This window comes from Vibrio sp. K4, assembly GCF_051122595.1.
In the GTDB taxonomy this organism is placed as follows: domain Bacteria; phylum Pseudomonadota; class Gammaproteobacteria; order Enterobacterales; family Vibrionaceae; genus Vibrio; species Vibrio owensii.
Map to the genome: position 1 here is coordinate 3,503,532 of NZ_CP178577.1, position 15,597 is coordinate 3,519,128.

Annotated in this window: 11 protein-coding genes, 1 tRNA gene and 2 rRNA genes; 9 read left to right on the forward strand and 5 right to left on the reverse strand. The window is 47.8% G+C overall.

The features are described from left to right. The first annotated feature begins 156 nt into the window (after window positions 1-156). From ACLIIY_RS15815 to ACLIIY_RS15825, 3 genes are all read left to right on the forward strand, one after another. Window positions 157-3,046: ribosomal RNA gene (locus ACLIIY_RS15815) — 23S ribosomal RNA — on the forward strand. 89 nt (window positions 3,047-3,135) lie between these two features. Further along, window positions 3,136-3,252: ribosomal RNA gene (rrf, locus tag ACLIIY_RS15820) — 5S ribosomal RNA — on the forward strand. Between the two features lie 90 nt (window positions 3,253-3,342). Next, window positions 3,343-3,433 (forward strand) — tRNA-Ser (locus tag ACLIIY_RS15825). Window positions 3,434-4,268: 835 nt separating this feature from the next. Here the strand turns inward: ACLIIY_RS15825 and ACLIIY_RS15830 are convergent. From ACLIIY_RS15830 to hemC, 4 genes are read right to left on the reverse strand one after another with little or no spacing between them, the layout of a single operon-like run. Then, window positions 4,269-5,450 carry a heme biosynthesis protein HemY gene (locus ACLIIY_RS15830; protein WP_434527894.1) on the reverse strand — a complete coding sequence of 394 codons (1,182 nt, stop codon included), beginning with the start codon at window positions 5,448-5,450 and terminating at the stop codon, window positions 4,269-4,271. After that, complete coding sequence (locus ACLIIY_RS15835; RefSeq protein WP_434527895.1) at window positions 5,450-6,661, reverse strand: uroporphyrinogen-III C-methyltransferase; 1,212 nt, start codon at window positions 6,659-6,661, stop codon at window positions 5,450-5,452. Before ACLIIY_RS15835 ends, ACLIIY_RS15830 begins: the two co-directional genes overlap by 1 nt. 17 nt (window positions 6,662-6,678) lie before the next feature. After that, window positions 6,679-7,407 carry a uroporphyrinogen-III synthase gene (locus ACLIIY_RS15840; protein ID WP_434527896.1) on the reverse strand — a complete coding sequence of 243 codons (729 nt, stop codon included), beginning with the start codon at window positions 7,405-7,407 and terminating at the stop codon, window positions 6,679-6,681. Window positions 7,408-7,409: 2 nt separating this feature from the next. Beyond that, window positions 7,410-8,348 (reverse strand): hydroxymethylbilane synthase, encoded by a 939-nt coding sequence (gene hemC / locus ACLIIY_RS15845; RefSeq protein WP_005438556.1) that lies wholly within the window; start codon window positions 8,346-8,348, stop codon window positions 7,410-7,412. A 348-nt stretch (window positions 8,349-8,696) separates the two neighbouring features. Between hemC and ACLIIY_RS15850 the strand changes: the two genes are divergently transcribed. Continuing rightward, complete coding sequence (locus ACLIIY_RS15850) at window positions 8,697-11,225, forward strand: class I adenylate cyclase (RefSeq protein WP_434527897.1); 2,529 nt, start codon at window positions 8,697-8,699, stop codon at window positions 11,223-11,225. Between the two features lie 75 nt (window positions 11,226-11,300). Here ACLIIY_RS15850 and cyaY read toward each other — a convergent pair whose 3' ends face one another. Beyond that, window positions 11,301-11,615 (reverse strand): iron donor protein CyaY, encoded by a 315-nt coding sequence (gene cyaY / locus ACLIIY_RS15855; RefSeq protein ID WP_005438551.1) that lies wholly within the window; start codon window positions 11,613-11,615, stop codon window positions 11,301-11,303. 74 nt (window positions 11,616-11,689) lie between these two features. Between cyaY and lptM the strand changes: the two genes are divergently transcribed. The 5 genes from lptM to xerC are packed head-to-tail and all read left to right on the forward strand — an operon-like array spanning window position 11,690 to window position 15,593. Then, a complete protein-coding gene (lptM, locus tag ACLIIY_RS15860; protein WP_005533626.1) occupies window positions 11,690-11,806 on the forward strand; it encodes an LPS translocon maturation chaperone LptM in 117 nt (38 codons plus the stop codon). Between the two features lie 60 nt (window positions 11,807-11,866). Beyond that, window positions 11,867-13,120, forward strand: coding sequence for a diaminopimelate decarboxylase (gene lysA / locus ACLIIY_RS15865; protein WP_434150203.1), 1,254 nt, complete (start codon window positions 11,867-11,869; stop codon window positions 13,118-13,120). 10 nt (window positions 13,121-13,130) lie between these two features. Then, window positions 13,131-13,961, forward strand: coding sequence for a diaminopimelate epimerase (gene dapF / locus ACLIIY_RS15870; RefSeq protein ID WP_005438548.1), 831 nt, complete (start codon window positions 13,131-13,133; stop codon window positions 13,959-13,961). A 20-nt stretch (window positions 13,962-13,981) separates the two neighbouring features. Then, on the forward strand, window positions 13,982-14,686 hold the full coding sequence (locus tag ACLIIY_RS15875; RefSeq protein WP_434528561.1) for a DUF484 family protein: 705 nt from the start codon (window positions 13,982-13,984) through the stop codon (window positions 14,684-14,686). Then, window positions 14,652-15,593 (forward strand): tyrosine recombinase XerC, encoded by a 942-nt coding sequence (xerC, locus tag ACLIIY_RS15880; protein ID WP_434527898.1) that lies wholly within the window; start codon window positions 14,652-14,654, stop codon window positions 15,591-15,593. The genes ACLIIY_RS15875 and xerC overlap by 35 nt, the downstream gene beginning before the upstream one ends. Window positions 15,594-15,597: the final 4 nt, after the last annotated feature.

Genomic DNA, 15,597 nt, shown 5'->3' on the forward strand with positions numbered 1-15,597 from the left:
AAAGTTCTCAATGTTTGTCTTTAAGACAAACACCAATAAAACACATTCAAGTGTTCTTGGAATTTGAGTCCGGCAAAATCGAGTCTGCATCATGTATAAAAATTGCAGACAACTTTGGTGACTTGTTCATCAACTCGAAACTCCTTCGGGTTGTATGGTTAAGTGACTAAGCGTACACGGTGGATGCCTTGGCAGTCAGAGGCGATGAAGGACGTATTAACTTGCGATAAGCCCAGATTAGGTAGTAAAAACCATTTGAGTCTGGGATTTCCGAATGGGGAAACCCACTAGCATAAGCTAGTATCGCTGCGTGAATACATAGCGCAGCGAGGCGAACCGGGGGAACTGAAACATCTAAGTACCCCGAGGAAAAGAAATCAACCGAGATTCCGAAAGTAGCGGCGAGCGAAATTGGACTAGCCCTTAAGCTTTTTATGCGTCAGGTGAAACTTCTGGAAAGTTGTGCGATACAGGGTGATAGCCCCGTAACCGGCAACGCATATAAAGTGAAATCGAGTAGGGCGGGACACGTGATATCCTGTCTGAATATGGGGGGACCATCCTCCAAGGCTAAATACTACTGACTGACCGATAGTGAACCAGTACCGTGAGGGAAAGGCGAAAAGAACCCCTGTGAGGGGAGTGAAATAGAACCTGAAACCGTGTACGTACAAGCAGTAGGAGCACCTTCGTGGTGTGACTGCGTACCTTTTGTATAATGGGTCAGCGACTTATATTCAGTGGCAAGGTTAACCATCTAGGGGAGCCGTAGCGAAAGCGAGTGTTAACTGCGCGACTCAGTCGCTGGATATAGACCCGAAACCAGGTGATCTAGCCATGGGCAGGTTGAAGATTGAGTAACATCAATTGGAGGACCGAACCGACTAATGTTGAAAAATTAGCGGATGACTTGTGGCTAGGGGTGAAAGGCCAATCAAACCTGGAGATAGCTGGTTCTCCCCGAAAGCTATTTAGGTAGCGCCTCGGACGAATACTACTGGGGGTAGAGCACTGTTAAGGCTAGGGGGTCATCCCGACTTACCAACCCTTTGCAAACTCCGAATACCAGTAAGTACTATCCGGGAGACACACGGCGGGTGCTAACGTCCGTCGTGGAGAGGGAAACAACCCAGACCGCCAGCTAAGGTCCCAAATTACTACTAAGTGGGAAACGATGTGGGAAGGCTCAGACAGCCAGGATGTTGGCTTAGAAGCAGCCATCATTTAAAGAAAGCGTAATAGCTCACTGGTCGAGTCGGCCTGCGCGGAAGATGTAACGGGGCTAAGTAGTAAACCGAAGCTGCGGCAATGCACTTTGTGCATTGGGTAGGGGAGCGTTCTGTAAGCGGTTGAAGGTGTGTGGTAACGCATGCTGGACGTATCAGAAGTGCGAATGCTGACATGAGTAACGATAAAGGGGGTGAAAAACCTCCTCGCCGGAAGACCAAGGGTTCCTGTCCAACGTTAATCGGGGCAGGGTAAGTCGACCCCTAAGGCGAGGCCGAAAGGCGTAGTCGATGGGAAACGGGTTAATATTCCCGTACTTCTTACAATTGCGATGGGGGGACGGAGAAGGCTAGGTGGGCCTGGCGACGGTTGTCCAGGTTCAAGTGCGTAGGCTGAGAAATTAGGTAAATCCGGTTTCTCTTAAGGCTGAGACACGACGTCGAGCTACTACGGTAGTGAAGTCATTGATGCCATGCTTCCAGGAAAAGCCTCTAAGCTTCAGATTGTAAGGAATCGTACCCCAAACCGACACAGGTGGTCGGGTAGAGAATACCAAGGCGCTTGAGAGAACTCGGGTGAAGGAACTAGGCAAAATGGTACCGTAACTTCGGGAGAAGGTACGCTCTTGATGGTGAAGTCCCTTGCGGATGGAGCTGACGAGAGTCGCAGATACCAGGTGGCTGCAACTGTTTATTAAAAACACAGCACTGTGCAAAATCGTAAGATGACGTATACGGTGTGACGCCTGCCCGGTGCCGGAAGGTTAATTGATGGGGTTAGACTTCGGTCGAAGCTCTTGATCGAAGCCCCGGTAAACGGCGGCCGTAACTATAACGGTCCTAAGGTAGCGAAATTCCTTGTCGGGTAAGTTCCGACCTGCACGAATGGCGTAATGATGGCCACGCTGTCTCCACCCGAGACTCAGTGAAATTGAAATCGCTGTGAAGATGCAGTGTACCCGCGGCTAGACGGAAAGACCCCGTGAACCTTTACTACAGCTTGGCACTGAACATTGACCCTACATGTGTAGGATAGGTGGGAGGCTTTGAAGCAAGTACGCCAGTATTTGTGGAGCCGTCCTTGAAATACCACCCTTGTAGTGTTGATGTTCTAACGTTGACCCCTAATCGGGGTTGCGGACAGTGCCTGGTGGGTAGTTTGACTGGGGCGGTCTCCTCCCAAAGAGTAACGGAGGAGCACGAAGGTGGGCTAATCACGGTTGGACATCGTGAGGTTAGTGCAATGGCATAAGCCCGCTTGACTGCGAGAATGACAATTCGAGCAGGTGCGAAAGCAGGTCATAGTGATCCGGTGGTTCTGAATGGAAGGGCCATCGCTCAACGGATAAAAGGTACTCCGGGGATAACAGGCTGATACCGCCCAAGAGTTCATATCGACGGCGGTGTTTGGCACCTCGATGTCGGCTCATCACATCCTGGGGCTGAAGTCGGTCCCAAGGGTATGGCTGTTCGCCATTTAAAGTGGTACGCGAGCTGGGTTTAGAACGTCGTGAGACAGTTCGGTCCCTATCTGCCGTGGGCGTTGGAAGATTGAAGGGGGCTGCTCCTAGTACGAGAGGACCGGAGTGGACGAACCTCTGGTGTTCGGGTTGTGTCGCCAGACGCATTGCCCGGTAGCTAAGTTCGGAATCGATAACCGCTGAAAGCATCTAAGCGGGAAGCGAGCCCTGAGATGAGTCTTCCCTGATACTTTAAGTATCCTAAAGGGTTGTTCGAGACTAGAACGTTGATAGGCAGGGTGTGTAAGCGTTGTGAGGCGTTGAGCTAACCTGTACTAATTGCCCGTGAGGCTTAACCATACAACACCCAAGGGGTTTTGATGGACTCAATGCAAGAACATTGAATGTGTAAATAGAACGAAAAACAGCTTTCCAGATTAAAGAATTTGCTTGGCGACCATAGCGATTTGGACCCACCTGATTTCCATTCCGAACTCAGAAGTGAAACGAATTAGCGCCGATGGTAGTGTGGGGCTTCCCCATGTGAGAGTAGGACATCGCCAGGCTTGCTTACTGTTTTTAGATTTTAAAAAATCTAAAGGCAAAACTGAGATTTAGCATTATTTAAGTAAGACTAAATTTTAGTAACAATTTGTGGAGAGATGGCTGAGTGGTTGAAAGCACCGGTCTTGAAAACCGGCATACGTTAATAGCGTATCTAGGGTTCAAATCCCTATCTCTCCGCCACTATTAAGAAGCCTCGCTAGAAATAGCGAGGCTTTTTTCATTTCTGACGTTTGAGAATTAGACGGGATTTGCATTAAGTCCGAAGTCAGTCGCGACTTAGGATTAATCGTCCTCGAACTCAGTCACTACAAAGAAAGCCCGCTGAAAAATCAGCGGGTTTTTGTCGTTTCTGGAGCTTGCAAATAGGTGAAGCGATTTGAATCAACCTCCTAACCGAGTACAGCTCCAAACTAGCGCTTCTGCTCTCCACTCAATAAGCAGCCCAGTGTTAAGCCGTACTTTGAGGCCTTCTATTTTCTTTGTCTTGAAGGGTTATAGAAGCCACCGTCTAGCGAAAGTGATTGAGCTTTCTCCTCGCCATTCCTATCCCTATCCTCTCAACAAAAGAGAGTTTCTACTCGCTGTAGTATTCAATGTGTATTAGCGCTTCTGAGCTCCTTCTAATACTTACTACCGATGAACATGACTCATTGCTCTAGCTCTTATAACAAACGCTATCCAAGCGCTGTATGGGCCCTTTCTAATTGAAATGAGTGCATAACATTACTCTAATTATTTCTTTTACCATTACTACGCTTTACTGTGTTCTTGAAGGACTAACCATTTAGAACCAATCTCTCTATCTTGTAGGAAGTGCTCGCGGGGTTCCTAGTCACACGAAGAAGAGCAGCTTGGAATGAACGACAGAAGCTTTAAAGCTTATTTCTAATCAGGTGTAGGCAGTAGAGGGTTCTCTGCTCTTGGGGGAGCCAGTTGGTTCGATGATAGGGCATGAGGAATTGCAGGCAATAAAAAAGCCGACAGTAAACTGCCGGCTTTCTATTTTCTGAATCGCTTAGTTGTTTTGAACTAGCGTTAGCGCTTTACGAGAGACCTCGTGAGCCGCTTTTGTCAGGTTTTGCTTCTCTAGTGTGTCTGCTAGGTAAGCATAGTCAGAAACGTCTGAGCGAAGTTTTAGCGCAACCTCGAAGTGCTCTTGTGCTTCTTGCCATTTTTCTTGGCGGAAGAAGAAGTGCGCTAATGCACTTTGTGCCGCTGCGTTTTCTGGTTCACGCTTCAAGACACCTTCCAAGAATACGATGACTGGGTGACTGTCTGGTAGGTTTAGCTCTGGCAGTAACTGGTACAGCTCTGGTGTTGGGCTTTTCTTCAGTGCTTCTTTGATTACTGTGAATGCTTCATTATCTGCTTTACGTGAGATGAGCTCGTGAGCAAAACAACCGATCAAATGAGCGTCTTGTTTTACCTTACGTGACAAACCGTTCCAGTGTGAGATAAGACCTTCGCTGCCTTGCTGCTGAGCCACTTCGTGTAGCAAGCCGCATTGTGCTTTCTGAACCAGATCCGCTTGCTCTTCCTCTGTTACCAGCTTGGCTTTGCTTAGTTGAGGCATCAGATCGATCAGTGGTTGCCATAGCTTAAGTTGCATGTAAGTGGTTTTAAGCAGGTTAAGAACAATCGAGTTATTCGCGTACTGACCTTTCAGTGCTTGCAGTGTGTCGAATGCAGATTCGAATTCGTTATCACGAATAAACTGTTTTGCACGAGTCAGTTCTACTGCTAGGTGCGCATTTTCTTGCTGGCTTGCTAGCTCTAGGTACTGGTCACGCTTCGCTTTGTCACCTTGACCTTGTGCTGCTTCTGAAGCCACTAGGTAACACAGGAGAGGCATGTCGTGGTGGTTTGCCCAACGTGTCACTTTCTTCTCTGCACCTTTCCAGTCACCTTCAAGTAGCTTGATGATGCCTTCGTTGGTGTAACGACGAGAGCGACGCATTTTGCGCACACTAAAGTAGTTCCAAGTGCTTGAGCTTGCGTACACCAACTTCTTGACTAGGTACTCTAAGAAGAACAACGCTGCTAACGCGGCAATCACAAAGATCACTAGAGTAGTGACACTCATCTCTATCGTTGTATTCGCGATTGAGATCAGGACATAACCTTGCTGACCTGAGAACTGAGTGCCAACGAATAGACCAGCACCAAGAACAACAAATAGGAAAATAAGACGAACCATTACTTATCCTCCGTACCTGTCATAGTGGTCACTTCACGACGTAGGCGTTCACGAATCACGTCAGAAAGTTGGTTTTGGCTTTCTAGCTTCGCAGGGTATTCAACTTGAATGTCTTGCTTGCTCAGTTGGCTCAGTGTCTTGTTGAATTCTTTCACCGAGTTGTCATCTTGGTTGAAGAATGCTATTGCCCACTTGTCTGCTGTTTCTAAAGAGGTGGTGTAGATTTCACCTTGCTCTTGGTAAACTGCTTTAATTGCCGTCTCTAACTTCGCTTTGATGTTTTCTTTCAAGTAGAAGTGCTGTTGTGGTGACAATAGAGGGATTACGTTGCCGTCACGAGTGCGGAAGGTGATGAAGTTTTCTGAGAAGTCTTTTAATGACGTCATCAGGTTATCTTGCCAGTTTGCAATATCTTCAGACACTTGTTGCTTCTCTACCGCTGCTGCTTCTGGTAGCAAAGCATTCGCAAGTGGCAGTTTGTCGACTTGCTGTTGTAACGCGGTTAGACGCAACACCAAGCCATCACGGTCTACTAAAGGAACAACACGCAACTTAGTAATGTCGTTTGCCATAGCTTTACGCAGACCGACCAAGCTTGGATCGTTGAGTGCGGCGATACGTTGGTCCGCGCTTTCCATCAATTGAGTCGCGCTTTCTACATCGTGCTCTAGGAACAATTTACGACCTGCCAGTTTTACTAGGTAGTCAGCTTCTGCCAGTAGCCAGTCGTTTGGACGACGACCTTTCACATCAGCGACAGCCAGTTGCAGGCTTTCGATGCTCTTTTGTTGCTGACCCAGTACCACTTCTGCTTTATGAGTGACAGTGGTCGCTTTTTCAATGGTTTCTTCTTTTACTTGGCTAAGCTCTTGCTTCATTGCTGATTGAGCTTGTTCAAGTTGGCTTTGAAGCTGTGCGATCTGAGTTTGGTATTCAGATTGCTGCTCAAGCATTTTGTAAGTGAGGCCGCCACCAAAAATCAGTGATAAGACGATAGCGACAGTTCCCAGCTTCACGCCGCGTTTGCCTTGCTTCTCTTCAAATTCAACTTTGTTTGGTTCTGCTGGTTTGGTTGGCTCAGCAGGCTTAGATTCTGCCTTGCTTGGTTCAGATTCCTTCTTAGGCGTGTCTTTTTCAGCTAGCGGTGCCGATGTGGTTTCTTCGGAAAGGTTTTTATCGTTATTCTTTTGGTCGTTATTTTTACTTGTCATGCCTATATCCTGTGTAGCTAGGGCTGGAGAGCAGCCAGTAATTCTTGGTTGGATGCGCTTCCTGTGCACCTGACCTGAGTGAAGCCCCGTTGAATTGCGATGTCAGCGATTCGCTGACTGGGGATATACAACTCTTGTTGATTAAGCCAAGTCAATTGCTCTGACGTCAATTGGCTGCACAAATAATCCAGTTGTTCACCACTGGTGACGATAATCTGGTCGATTTGTTGGGTTTTCCATAGTGAGACACAGCTTACTGGATCGAATGGGATAAATTCTCTCTTATAAGTCTCACTATAGTGAACTTTTGCTCCACGTCTCACCAATGCATCTTTTATCAGCTCTCTACCACCATTGCCACGAAGGATCAGAACTGTTTGTTTTTCTACATTGTTTAGTTCGGGAAGCTGCAACAAGTGCTCACTATCACTGACTTGTGGATAGTGTACTTTCTGTTGGGTACATTTGCTCAAATAGTGTGCTGTTTTTTGACCAACGGCAAGGTATATAGCCTGCTTAGACCATGATTTAGCGTGGTTCTGCAAGATTTGCTCTGCGCATTGCACCGCATGTTGGCTAACAGCAATGATGATTTGAGCGGTTTCAATGTATTTGGAGAGTTGTGTGTCGCTGAGATCGGTGACGATGTCGATCAGAGGATGATGAATTGCAGTTTTGCCGTGCCTTTCGAGCAGAGAGCAAAGCGCCATGCCTTGCTCTCCCGGACGAGTGACCAACACTGCCATGATTATTCGTGGTCTGCGTACAGTTTGGTTAGGATGTCGCGCGCACCGTTTTCAAGTAGCTCGTTAGCCAGTTGAACACCGAGCGCTTCGGCATCGTTGCGGTGACCGCGAATTTCACCACGCACAATTAGGCTGCCGTCTGGTTCGCCAACCAATGCGCGTAGCCAAATGTTGTCACCATCAAGCAGTGAGTAACTGCCGATTGGCACCTGACAACCGCCTTCAAGGGTGAGGTTCATCGCGCGCTCACAGCGTACGCGATCTGCCGTATCTTGGTGGTTTAGTGGCTCAAGCAGTTTAAGTAGACGTTCGTCATCCACACGGCACTCAATACCTACTGCGCCTTGACCTACTGCTGGCAGTGATTGCTCTGGTTCGATAAAGCTACGGATGCGCTCTTCTAGCTCAAGGCGTTTCAGACCTGCCGCTGCAAGAATGATTGCGTCGTATTCACCTGCATCTAGCTTACCTAGACGAGTACCTACGTTGCCACGCAGCTCTTTGATAACTAGGTCTGGGCGGTATTCTTTTAACTGACACTGACGACGCAGGCTACAAGTACCTACCACTGCGCCTTGTGGCAGTTCATCAATGTTGTTGTAAGTGTTAGAAACGAATGCATCACGTGGGTCTTCACGTTCACAAATCGTTACCAAGCCAAGACCTTCAGGGAAGTCTACTGGTACATCTTTCATTGAGTGCACCGCAAGGTCTGCGCGACCTTCAAGCATTGCCACTTCTAGCTCTTTCACAAACAAGCCTTTACCACCGACTTTGGCTAGCGGTGTATCCAAAATTATGTCGCCTTTGGTCACCATAGTAACCAGCTCAACTTCCAGACCTGGATGAGCGGCTTGAAGTGCGTCTTTTACATAGTGAGCTTGCCACAGGGCAAGAGGGCTTTTTCGAGTTGCAATGCGAATTGGCGTAGATTGTGTCATGGTCTTCTCAATGCTGTTTTAGTTTTGCCTAATCCTACCACTCAACGCGTGAAAGTCTTAATGTTAGTTAGGCTTCTCTTGGTGTCATGAATCGAATTACATGACGTTATGAAAATAGTGTGACTGGATTCTCATTTAGGCTAAGGACTATTATTAGTTATAGGTGAATACAAGCGACACTACTGCGCTATCGATTTTTGCGACTAGTGTGGGGTTTTCAGACCACAACTATTTGCGGGTGGAAATCTTTACCAACCCTGATGAAAGTGTTAAATTGATCACGTTTTTACACCGTTTTGGTTTAAAACATCAGCAGATTTTCGTGATTGTTCAACCAAGGAACTTCCCTTGCAGGCTTACACCCAAAAACTTATTCAGCGATTAGATAACCTGAACCAGCAACGGATCGACCGTGCGCTGGCGCTTATGGATTCGCAAAGCCAGCAAGTCTTCCACTTGATTCCTGCCTTGTTGAACTACAACCATCCTGTTATTCCCGGCTACTATGATGCAGACGTCCCTTATGGTGTGTTTGGTCTAGAGCTGAACGATCTCCAACAGCAATTCCTTGATGATACCCAACTGACAATCGGTCAACCGCTTAAGACGGCAGAGCAACCTGCGATCTTAGGTTTGTATACCATGGGCAGTACCTCTTCTATTGGTCAAAGTACTTCAAGTGATTTGGATATTTGGGTGTGTATCTCACCGGAGATGGATAACGACCAACGTGAACTGCTGACCAACAAATGCTTGCTGATCACCGATTGGGCACAAAGCCAAGGTGTAGAAGCGAACTTCTTCTTAATGGATGAAGAGCGTTTTCGTAGCAACCGTTCTGAAGAGATGACCGGCGATAACTGTGGTTCTTCTCAGCACCTATTACTGCTGGATGAATTCTACCGTTCTGCGGTTCGTCTGGCAGGACAGCGTTTGTTGTGGCAAATAGTGCCACCAGAAATGGAAGAGTGTTACGACGAGTACGTTGCACAGCTTTGTAAAGATGGCTACATCAACTGTGATGAGTGGATCAACTTTGGTCAGCTTAACCGCATTCCTGCTGAAGAATACTTCGGTTCGAACTTGTGGCAGCTGTACAAGAGTATCGATTCCCCTTACAAGTCCGTGTTGAAAGCGATCCTGCTTGAAGCTTACTCGTGGGAATACCCGCACACACAACTTCTTAGTATCGACACCAAACGTCGCTTCTTTGCCCACGAGCCTGACTTGTACGGCATGGATGCGTATTACTTGATGCTAGAGAAAGTAACGCGTTACCTAGAGCGAATCCAAGACGACACACGTTTGGATTTAGTTCGCCGCTGTTTCTACCTTAAAACCCATGAAAAACTGTCTCGCGAACCTGATGTAGGTTCTGTAGCTTGGCGTCGTGAAGCCTTGAGCGACATGATTGCGAAATGGGATTGGGATGAAGCGGTATTAGCAGAGCTCGACGATCGCCGTAACTGGAAAGTAGAGCAAGTGAAAGTGGTGCACCATGCATTGTTGGATGCTTTGATGCAAAGCTACCGTAACTTGATTCAGTTTGCGCGTCGTAACGACATTACTTCGGCGATCAGCCCGCAAGATATTAGCATTCTTGCTCGTAAGCTGTACGCGGCATTCGAAGTGCTGCCAGGTAAAGTTACCTTGCTTAACCCTCAGATCTCGCCAGATTTGCACGAACCCGACTTAAGCTTTATTGAAGTAAAAGAGGGTGGGGTAAACAAGTCAGGTTGGTACTTGTACAAGCAACCACTGATTGCGCACCGTATTCTTGGTCAACCTTGTCTTGAGCATCATGAGTACTTGAGTAAGTTGGTTTCTTGGGCGTTCTTCAACGGTTTGATTACCGAGTCAACACGTTTGCACGCGGTGGTGCGAGAGGCGCAGTTAGACATCGACAAGTTCTACCAAATGGTAAGCGATCTACGTAACACCTTCTCATTACGCAAGCGTCGCCCAACTATGCAAGCGTTGGGTAGCCCGTGCGAAATTAGTCAGATGGCGATGTTCATCAACTTTGAAAATGACCCGACTGCAGAGCTGTCTGGTCGCTCACTCAAAGTGGATGTGAAGAACACCGATATCTTCAGCTTTGGCCCTGAGCAAATTAACTTGGTCGGCAGTGTCGATTTGGTTTATCGCAACTCATGGCACGAAGTGCGAACCCTGCACTTCAAAGGTGAAACCGCGATGTTGGATGCATTGAAGACCATTCTTGGCAAAATGCACCAAGATGCGATTCCGCCAGAGTCGGTGGATGTATTCTGCTACGCGAAGAACATGCGTGGCGTGATGCGCAATATGGTGTATCAGTTATTGGCAGAGTGTATCGACTTACGTTTGAAGCCGGTTGAGCAAGAGAAACGCCGTCGCTTTAAAGCCATGCGTCTCGCTAACCAAACTTACGGTCTGTTCTTTGAGCGTCGTGGTGTATCGGTTCAGAAACTGGAAAACTCGGTCGATTTCTACCGCAGCATTTCAACCAACAAGCTGAAAGGTTCACCGCTGTTGATGCTAGACCGCGAACAAGAGTACCAACTACCAGAAGTAGTGGATGGCTTTGCCAGTGAAGGTTTGGTGCAGTTCTTCTTTGAAGACACTGACGATGGTTTCAATATCTACGTATTGGATGAGTCAAACCAAGTTGAGGTTTATCATCAATTCAGTGGTTCGAAAGATGAAATGATTGCGTCAGTGAACAGCTTCTACACCTCGGTGAAAGATGATAACCGTGTATCGTCGAAGTTTATTAACTTTAATTTGCCGCAGTACTACCAAATTATTCATCCAGAAGAAGGGAACACCTACATTATCCCTTACCGTAATGATGGTTATACGCCGACTCGCCCAACCAAAGCGGTGAACGCGTAAAATGAATAACAAAAAAGAGCACCTCGGTGCTCTTTTTTCGTTTAGGTGACTGGTCGTCAAGAAGACCCATTTGGCTTATGCCCAATCGATCGTTTCACCAGCGTGTTTTTCACACTCTTCTTTCACCATTTCAAACAGTTCCATGCCCGTTTTAGAGCAAGTCCATTTGTTGTCGACTAGCTTGAAGTGGAAGCCACCAGACTTCGATGCCAACCAGATCTCATGCATTGGCTCTTGGCGGTTAATGATGATTTGGCTGCGGTCTTCAAACTCTAATGTCATTACGTTGCCAGTGACTTCGTAGTCAATGTCTGCACCTGAATCATCGATGGATTCTTCGATGAGTTGCATCTGCGCATCCACGAGTTGATGAAATTCAGTATCGTTCATCCGTCTATCCTATTGCTTTTCCTGAGTGTGGTGCGATTATAGGGGGCATTGGTTTAATAATCACGATATGCAAAATGAAAAAATTACTTACTGTGTTGTTTGTGATGGTTGCAGCGACACTTGCTGGTTGCGGTCAATCAGGTTCACTTTACATCCCAGATGACGCTCAGCAGAACGAGCAGTCACAATAATTAGCCACCCTTAGGGTGAAATCAGGGTTTAGCAGTCGAATTAATTAAGGGAAGCAAATTTTGGATTACTTCAACTATCAGGATGATGGCCAGCTTTGGGCCGAAGACGTCTCACTTCAAGCTCTTGCCGAGCAGCATGGCACTCCTCTTTATGTTTACTCACGCGCGACGTTAGAGCGCCATTGGAATGCGTTTGACAGCGCTGTGGGTCAGCATCCTCATCTTGTTTGTTACGCAGTAAAAGCAAACTCAAACCTTGGCGTATTGAACGCACTGGCTCGTTTGGGCTCAGGCTTTGATATCGTATCTGGTGGTGAGCTTGAGCGTGTTATCGCGGCTGGCGGTGATGCGAAGAAGGTGGTGTTCTCAGGTGTTGGTAAAACGCCTGCAGAGATGAAACGCGCACTGGAACTGGGCATTAAATGCTTCAACGTGGAATCAGAACCTGAGCTTGAGCGCTTGAACAAAGTCGCGGGCGAGCTAGGTGTGGTTGCTCCGATTTCTCTACGAATTAACCCTGACGTAGACGCAAAGACTCACCCTTACATTTCGACTGGCCTGCGTGACAACAAATTTGGTATCGCGTTTGACCGTGCGCCTGCGGTATATAAATTTGCTCAGAGCCTACCAAACCTAAACGTTCAAGGTATCGACTGCCACATCGGTTCTCAGCTGACTGAGATTGAACCTTTCATCGACGCAACAGATCGTCTACTAGCGTTGATTGATGCTCTGAAAGCACAAGGCATCAACATTCGTCATCTGGACGTTGGTGGTGGTCTGGGCGTGGTATATCGTGATGAATTGCCACCACAGCCTTCTGACTATGCGAAAGCGCTGTTAGGTCGTCTTGAGAACCATCAAGACCTTGAACTGATTTTCGAACCAGGCCGTGCGATTGCAGCTAACGCTGGTATCTTGCTAACGCGTGTGGAATTCCTAAAGCACACAGAGCACAAGAACTTTGCGATTATCGATGCGGCAATGAACGATTTAATGCGTCCTGCGCTTTACCAAGCGTGGCAAGATATTGTTCCTGTTGCACCACGTGAAGGTGAAGCACAGACTTACGACTTAGTTGGTCCTATCTGTGAAACGGGCGATTTCTTGGGCAAAGATCGAGCACTAGTGCTGCAAGAAGGTGATCTACTCGCGGTTCGCTCTGCAGGCGCCTATGGTTTTGTGATGTCTTCGAACTACAATACTCGTACCCGAGCGGCGGAAGTGATGGTGGATGGCAATCAAAGCCACCTTGTTCGCCAGCGTGAGGAGCTGACCAGTTTGTGGCAGCTGGAACAGATTCTACCGGAGTAACACACAACAAATGCATTTCCACTTTTCCAAAATGCACGGTTTGGGCAACGACTTTATGGTCGTCGACTGCATTACCCAGAACGTGTTTTTCTCGCAAGATTTGATCCGTCGTTTGGCGGATCGTCACACGGGCGTTGGTTTTGACCAATTGCTCGTGGTTGAAGCGCCTTATGATCCTGAAAGCGACTTCCATTATCGCATTTTTAATGCCGATGGCAGTGAAGTTGAGCAGTGTGGTAATGGCGCTCGCTGTTTCGCACGTTTCGTCCGTTTGAAAGGCTTGACCAACAAGTACAGCATCAGCGTGAGCACCAAGAAAGGTAAGATGATTCTTGATGTTGAAGACGATGGTGAAGTTACGGTGAACATGGGTGTACCTGAGTTCGAACCGAACAAGATCCCTTTCAAAGCGAAGCAGAAAGAGAAAACCTACATCATGCGTGCAGGTGATAAGACCCTGTTCTGTGGCGCAGTGAGCATGGGTAACCCGCACGTGGTGACCGTGGTTGACGATGTGGATACGGCAGAAGTGGAAACACTTGGCCCGCTACTAGAATCACATGAGCGCTTCCCTGAGCGTGTGAATGCGGGCTTTATGCAAGTTGTGAATCGCAATCACATCCGCCTGCGCGTGTATGAGCGTGGCGCGGGTGAAACGCAAGCTTGCGGCAGCGGTGCCTGTGGTGCAGTTGCGGTCGGCATCCTGCAAGGTCTATTGGATGAAAACGTGAAAGTTTCACTTCCTGGTGGTGACCTACGCATCTCTTGGCAAGGTCCAGGCAAACCGCTGTTTATGACTGGCCCTGCAACTCACGTATTTGATGGTCAATTGTCGTGCTAGTTGAAGAGCAAGAAAGCCAAATCTCAGAAGGTGAAGCGGATGCGCTGACTGCAGAAGTGGTGGCGCAATATTTAAAAGACCACCCAGACTTTTTTGTTCAGCGTCCAGAGTTGGTCGATCGCCTATCTTTGCCACACACAGATTTAGGTACGGTTTCTTTGGTTCACATTCAAATGAACCGCCAGCGCCAGCGTATAGAAGAGCTAGAAGAAGAAATCACGACTCTGATGTCTTTGGCCGCGAACAACGATCGCACCTTCTACGAGTTCATGGATCTGCAAGGGCAAATCCTTAAGTGTGGTGACTTCAAGCAAGTCATCAACGCCATTGAACTCAAAGCCAAAGACCTTGGTTTGAAGGCGTATGTGCGTCTATTGAGCCAGTGTGATGCTGCGACTCAATTGAGTAAGGAAAGCTACCAACGTTTTGCTACCAACCACTTAAACGGCAAAGAGGCGTACTTAGGTCGTCTGCGTAAAGTGGATCGTGAAGCGTTGTTTGGGGATATGGACGTTCCAGAAATGGGTTCCTATGTGGTGTTACCGCTTGTGAAAAAACAGACGCTTGGCGTACTGGCATTTTCTAGCGAGGATGGCGGTCATTTCCAACCAGATATGGATACCTTGTTTTTGCGTCACCTATCCTTAGTAGTGGCACATCTCGCTCAAACATTGGTATGGCAAAGTCACGATGACGACAACTCCCAACACTCCTCTGCCAAATAGTCTTCAAAAGCCTCTTGAACGCTTCTACGAATTCCTGCGAAGCGAAAAGGGGCTTAGCCTGCACACCCAACGCAACTACAAACAACAATTGGAAACCATGGCTCACCACTTGGCTGAGATGGGTTTGAAAGATTGGTCGCAAGTCGATGCGGGTTGGGTGCGTCAATTGGCAGGTAAAGGCATGCGTGAAGGCATGAAAGCTAGCAGCTTAGCGACGCGCTTATCTTCTCTACGCAGCTTTTTCGATTTCCTGATCCTACGTGGAGAAATGTCAGCGAACCCAGCCAAAGGGGTTTCGGCGCCACGTAAGAAACGTCCACTACCAAAGAACCTCGATGTGGATGAAGTAAACCAATTGCTCGAAGTGAATGAGGACGACCCGTTAGCGGTGCGCGATCGTGCCATGATGGAGCTAATGTACGGTGCTGGTCTGCGTTTGGCAGAACTGGTTAGCGTTGATGTGCGTGATGTTCAGCTACGCAGTGGTGAACTACGAGTGATTGGTAAAGGCGACAAAGAACGTAAAGTGCCGTTCTCTGGTATGGCAACTGAATGGGTTGGTAAATGGTTGCGTGTGCGTGGTGATCTAGCCGCGCCGAGTGAACCTGCACTGTTTGTTTCCAAGCTGGGTACACGAATCTCACATCGCAGTGTGCAAAAGCGCATGGCGGAGTGGGGGCAGAAACAGTCCGTTGCGAGCCACATTAGCCCGCACAAATTGCGTCACTCGTTTGCAACGCACATGCTGGAGTCGAGCAATAACTTACGTGCGGTGCAAGAGTTATTGGGGCATGAAAACATCTCCACCACCCAAATCTATACCCACTTGGATTTCCAACATTTAGCGCAAGCTTATGATCAGGCGCATCCAAGAGCGCGTAAGAGAAACGACGACAAGTCGGATTAACCAA